This window comes from Kitasatospora sp. NPDC033851 (assembly GCF_055576085.1).
In genome coordinates this window covers 1-5,473 of record NZ_JBVIRL010000078.1, presented here as the reverse complement: position 1 = coordinate 5,473, position 5,473 = coordinate 1, and the positions used below count along the sequence as shown (strand labels likewise).

The 5,473-nt window shown below is 69.0% G+C and carries 5 protein-coding genes and 1 pseudogene; all 6 read left to right on the top strand.

Annotated features, from left to right (window positions below; translation table 11 throughout):
- The first annotated feature begins 108 nt into the window (after positions 1–108).
- The 6 genes and pseudogenes from ACZ51D_RS43355 to ACZ51D_RS43330 all read left to right on the top strand — a co-directional run bounded on the left by ACZ51D_RS43355 (position 109) and on the right by ACZ51D_RS43330 (position 5,353).
- Complete coding sequence (locus ACZ51D_RS43355; protein ID WP_465665815.1) at positions 109–2,244, top strand: hypothetical protein; 2,136 nt, start codon at positions 109–111, stop codon at positions 2,242–2,244.
- A gap of 4 nt (positions 2,245–2,248) precedes the next feature.
- On the top strand, positions 2,249–3,289 hold the full coding sequence (locus ACZ51D_RS43350) for a hypothetical protein (RefSeq protein ID WP_465626692.1): 1,041 nt from the start codon (positions 2,249–2,251) through the stop codon (positions 3,287–3,289).
- Positions 3,290–3,407: 118 nt separating this feature from the next.
- Complete coding sequence (locus ACZ51D_RS43345; RefSeq protein ID WP_402954089.1) at positions 3,408–3,611, top strand: hypothetical protein; 204 nt, start codon at positions 3,408–3,410, stop codon at positions 3,609–3,611.
- Positions 3,612–4,551: 940 nt separating this feature from the next.
- Positions 4,552–4,818, top strand: coding sequence for a helicase associated domain-containing protein (locus ACZ51D_RS43340; RefSeq protein ID WP_465665817.1), 267 nt, complete (start codon positions 4,552–4,554; stop codon positions 4,816–4,818).
- A pseudogene (locus tag ACZ51D_RS43335) lies at positions 4,787–4,888 on the top strand (helicase associated domain-containing protein); the annotation flags it as partial. The gene ACZ51D_RS43340 and the pseudogene ACZ51D_RS43335, both read left to right, overlap by 32 nt.
- A gap of 198 nt (positions 4,889–5,086) precedes the next feature.
- Entirely contained in the window at positions 5,087–5,353 is a 267-nt protein-coding gene (locus tag ACZ51D_RS43330; RefSeq protein ID WP_465626699.1) for a hypothetical protein, read from the top strand.
- The last annotated feature ends 120 nt before the right edge of the window (positions 5,354–5,473 follow it).

Below are 5,473 nucleotides of genomic sequence, written 5' to 3'. Positions count from 1 at the left end.
GTGATCATGAAGCGTAGAGAACTCCATGATCGGGCGAACCGTGCCTGCCCTGCTACTACCGATTAGCTCGGCACCTACTGGCGGACGCCCTAAGGGGGAACCGGGCATATGGTGTCCTTCAAGCAGTTATACGAAGCCCGTCCGGACGCGGTCACGGAGGCGGCCGAAGCCTGGTCCGGCGTCGCCAAGACCCTCACCACCTTGGAGGGCCGGGTCTGCAAGGACCTCACCAGCACGGTGCAGCGGGCCGGTTGGAAGGGCGTGGCGGCGGCCAACGCAAACTCGGCATTGGAGGGGGTGGACACCGACTTCCAGCAGGCGTCGGCAGTCGCGACCGCCCTCGCCGCGATCATCACCACCGCGGCCGAGGAGTTCCGCGCGGCCCACAACGACCTCCTCACCGCGATCTACGACGCGAAGACCGAGGAGCTGACCGTCACCCCCGACGGCGAGGTCTGCTGGCCCCCGCTGGCCGGCTCGCGGAACGACCCCGACGGGGTCGAGGCCGCCAAGAAGTACGACACCGAGATGCGGGCCAAGGCCGACGCGATCTCCACCCGCCTCGGCAAGGCCGTCGGCCGGGCCACCGCCGCCGATCAGACGGCCGCCGCCGCCCTCCAGAGCGACATCGGCACCAGCACCACCTCATTCAACCCGAAGCCGTACGGCGCTGGCCCGATCGCTGACGCCAACCGGGCCAAGGACCTGATGTCCAAGGCCGGCAGCCTCTCCGATGACCAGCTCAAGCAGTTGCGGGCCCTCATGGCCGCCAACGCGGAGAACAAGGACTTCTCCACCACCCTCCTCAACGGCCTCAACTGCGGCGGCAAGACTGGCCCGGACGCGCTGCTGGAGTACTCCAAGGTCTACGGCGACCTGGCCCACGGCAATCACAACGCCAAGGGCTACCAGGACGTCTACGGCAACCTGTCGACGGTCCTCGCCACGGCCACCCGCGACGGCGGCATGGGCAAGGACTGGGAGGACGGCCTCCTGAAGGCCGCACGCCGGCCCGGAGACTCGGCGGCCGGCTGGAACGACAACTACCCGGCGCTCACCTCGCTGATGGGCGCGGGCGGGAAGTTCGACAAGTCGTTCCTCCTCAAGGCCGGAAACGACCTGGTCGACTACGAGCGGAACAGCAAGACCAAGGGCGAGGACCTGTGGGGTCCGAACTGGTCCCTCAGGGCCGGTGCAGGCGATCCGCTGGGCCCCTTGATGAAGCAGATGAGGAGCGACCCGGCGGCGGCCGAGGAATTCCTCGACCCGAGCCGCAACAAGAACCTCACCTACCTACTCAAGGACCGCTCGTGGCCCAACCAGGACCTGGAGGGCAAGCTGTCCCCCGACGAGCTGCGCAACAGCTCTCACGGGATGTTCGGTCAGGTCCTGGAAGCCGGCGCGACCGGCCGCGATCCCAACAGCTCGCAGCCGCCTGTACGACCGCACGACGCGACGATGAACCGGATCATGGACACCGCGCTCTCGACGCTCGGCGGCGACAAGGCGGGCGACCAGAACAACCTCGCCGTCGCTCTTCGCCGTCCGATGGCCGACATGGTCGCCGATTACGTGGCAGACACCCATGACATCCTCAGCAAGGACCTTCCCGGCCCCTCCGAACCCGGCGGATTGAACGCCACCCGCGAGCAGCTCCTCCGGGTGATCCGGGGCACCGCCGAAGACCCTGAGGCGTACTCCCTGATCCACCTGGCCGAGACACAGGAGGTGGCCCGGCGGATGGCCGAGTTCGGCCCCGAGGCGTTCAGGGACGTCAACGGGCGCCCGGACCCGAAGTTCGAGGGATTCGTCAACGAGGCCGGCAAGGCCTTGGGCGCGCTCGACGCCGTTCAGGCGGACACGATCACGGACCACAAGTCCGATGAGCAGTTCAAGGTCAACTGGAAAGCCAAGATGGACTACCACTACATCGGCACGCTCGCGAACATGATTCCGGGCAAGGACTGGCTGCCGGTGGGGGACATCGCCCAACGCTACGTCGACGTCGCCACGTCTGACTGGGCGAACAAGGTCAACGCGGCGATCGACACCAAGGCGCAGGGCGACCTCAGCAGCCTGTACACGACGGGACAGTCGCAGATGCAGGTCATGCTCAAGGCGAAGGCCGATCAGTTCGGCGTGCCAGGTCGGGACATCCTGCTCGGCCAGCTGACCGACTCGGCCAACGTTCACTACTACACATCGATCGTCCAGGCCCACAACGCCGCCTTCGGGAAGGGATGATCCGATGCCGGAACGACAGTCCAAGATCTCCGAGGTCGATGCCGCCCTCGACCGGCGCGGGTTCACCACTTGGCCGTTGCGGGTGCGGGCGGTGGTCGGCGCGGTGACGGTGACGGCGGTCGTGGCCGGGGTGGGGGCGTTCCTCGCCAACAACCTGAGCAACGCCTTCGGGCCGGACGCCGTGTGCGACGGCGCGGTGAGCGTGGCCGCACTGAACGACGCGCTCGGGCCGGGCAAGGTCAGCAGCAAGAAGAACGGTGTCTGGCAGTCGCCGAGCGGCGGAGCATTCTGCACGGCGGAGGTGAGCTACGGATTCTTCGGCAACAGCCGGTCCGTCTTCGTGCAGGTCCTCCAGGCCGACGACCTCGCCCCCTACCCGGCCAATTCGAACAGCCAGCTGTTCGCCGCCTCGGCGAACGGCGGCGCGAGCGGAGCGGCCCGCAGCGACTGGGCGTGGGCGCTGCTGCCCGGAGAGTGCGGCAACGGCCTTCGAGTGGAGGTCAAGTCAAACGGCGATGACGGACCCGGCGCGGAGAACCTCGCCCGTCTCGCCGTTTCGGCGGCGAACGGCGTCGCGGCGGGCAAGGGGTGCGGGAAGACGCCGCTTTCCGCACCGCACGAACTGTCACAGGCCGGTCAGGAGCACGACCTGAACAACGCCTCGGTCTGTGGCCTGCCCGGGTTCACTGCGGCCAGCGCCGGCAGCAAGGGCTACCGGGAGAGCGTGACCACCGCGTTCGACCCGGTGTGGGTGTGCCGGATCGCCACCGGCCAGAACCCCATCGCCTGGTCCTTCAGTATCGGGACCGAGCCCAGGGTTCGGGGGCCGTTGGCCGAGAAGGACGCCACACCCGCATTCGGCCGGTCCCGCTGGGCGGGCTCCCCCATCCCGAAGCAGGAGGTCGTGGCGACCTGCCACGACAAACCCACCTACTTCCGGATGGACACCGACATCCTCCAGGGGCTTTTCCCCGACACCGACGAGGCCTGGAAGCAGTTCCTCACCGCTGGCGGCAAGGCGATCGGCTGCGAGCCGATCCTCTGATCGCGTCCGTCGAGTGGTCGGCTCCGCGCCGGCCACTCGATGATGAGGAGGCCGAGGGTGGCCAACCTCGACAGCATCCACGGAGCGGTCACCCTTCTGCTGTACGGCGCTGACCGGTGTGGAGGCGATCTCCAAGGGTGTGTCGGCGTTCCGCGAGCCCAAGGCGAAGGATGCGGCCAGCACGATGGCGGTGACGGGGCTGACCGCGATCACGATGTTCGTCGGCGTCACCGCTCTGGCGGTGATTGCGAAGGTCCACTACGTCGACAACGCCTGCCAGCCCACCGGATCAGCCGTGGCTGCGGGACGTTCGCCCAGCTGAGAGTGATCACCCAGCTCGCCTCGTCGATCTTCGGCGGCAGCGATGCAGCTCGGCGCCTGGCTGCTCCTGAACGGCTTCCGTCCATCGCTGGCGACGCTCGGCCGGGCGTGGGACGGCGCGGACGGGATACGTCTGGTCCTTTTCACCGGCATCGCTCTGGTCGCGGTGATGCCCGCGTACCTGCCGCGGCGGAGCAGCGGCGTGGTGGGCGGCCGGTGGTGGTCGGCGCCGATACACACGCGCGCGGCGAGGGCGGGGGTTCGTGGTGGGCGCCGGAGTTGGACGTCGGGGCGGGCGGCCGGTGGTGGCTGCCGGCGCGCTCGTGCGCCGACCGAAAGCTGCCGCTACCGAAGAACCTGCCGACGAAGGGGGTCGAGAGACAACCGGACTGGGCCAACCTCTGCGGCTGCCCGGGTTCGCACCGGCGAAGAACCCCGAGGCGCAGCTGGACATGTCGCAGCAGGTCACCACCAGGTTCGCCCCTATCTGGTCCTGCACAATCGGCACGAACCCGACGCACGACGGTCGGACGAAGGTCTTCGCGATCACAACCGATCCGCGGACCACCGCCCTGACCCAGAAGGACGGCAAGGACCCGGCCGGGCCCGGGCGGGCCCGGGCGGGCTCGGTGGGTCGCTGGCGGGACACTCGTCGTCACCTGCCAGGGCAAGGACGTCTTCTTCAGTCTCAGCGGCGGCTTCGAAGGGCCTGCTCTGTTCCCCGACAACGACGACCTGGTACGGAAGTTCCTCGCCGCCGGGGGAAAGGCAATCGGCTGCGAGCCGATTCTCTGATCGCCTCCGTCGAGGGGCCGACTCTGTGACGGCCACTCGACGGACGGATCAAGCGATGGCCGACCGGCACAGCAAGCTGGCTGGCCCGGCCTGGAGGTGGACCAGCGGGACCTGCTGGCGGCGATCGGGAGGCCGACCGCGAGCTGGTGGCCGCCAAGACCGCCGCCGACGCGAAGCCAAAGGTGTCGAGGGAGGACCGCTTCCAGCAGGGCCTGGCCGCCCTCGCCGCCTTCGTTGAACGCGAGGGCCACGCCAAGGTGCCCCGGTCCCACAAGGAGCCGCTGGAGATCGTGGTGACCGGCCCCGGCGGGGAGGAGAGCATTGAGGTGGTCTCCGTGGGGTTGGGTCCGAAGGTGTCGCGCCGACCGGTTCGCCCAGGGCCTGGCGGGGCTCGCGGCCTTCGTCGAGCGTGAGGGGCACGTCCGGGTGCCGCGCACCCACAAGGAGGGCGGGGTGTCCCTCGGGTCCTGGCTCAACAACCAGAAGGCCCGGCGGGACAAGCTCAGCCCGGAACAGCTCGGGCAGCTGGAGGCCTTGGGGGTGGCCTGGCAGGTCCGTTCCCCGTCGGCCCCGGTATGGCTCGCGCCGCCGGGGCCTCTCGCATGTCCTCGGACGGTTAAGAGCGTCGGCTCGTCCAGCGGCCGGGATGCGAACGGGGCCACCGTGGCGCACGGTCGGGGCATGGCCACGATCGTTGTCCTCTTCGAGCTGGAGTCTGACCGGGATCTTGGGGCGGAGGGAGTTGGGCCCGCCGTCCTCATGGTTCACGCTGCCGGCGCCGATCCGGACGCCCCGGAAGACCCCCAGGCGTGGACGCTGTGCGGTAAGGACACCACCCCGATGGAGCACGCCCACTACAGCCCCACCCGGCCCGGTGAGCCGTGGTACCCGCCCGTGTTCTACGACCGGCGGTGCCGGGAGTGCGAAACGATGCTCCGTCGGCTCTGAGACGGCAAACCCGCCGGCGCCACTCAATGAGCCTTCGCCATCTTCGAACATGCTGGTCGGAGGGGCTGGCGTGACGGTTGTCCGGGGTGCTCGTCCTGGTCGTGGGCGGGAGTCTGCGGT

Bases quoted from the DNA above. Each gene is read 5' to 3' on its own strand.
- ACZ51D_RS43355 (WP_465665815.1), top strand. From the start codon at position 109: ATGGTGTCCTTCAAGCAGTTATACGAAGCCCGTCCGGACGCGGTCACG.
- ACZ51D_RS43350 (WP_465626692.1), top strand. From the start codon at position 2,249: ATGCCGGAACGACAGTCCAAGATCTCCGAGGTCGATGCCGCCCTCGAC.
- ACZ51D_RS43330 (WP_465626699.1), top strand. From the start codon at position 5,087: ATGGCCACGATCGTTGTCCTCTTCGAGCTGGAGTCTGACCGGGATCTT.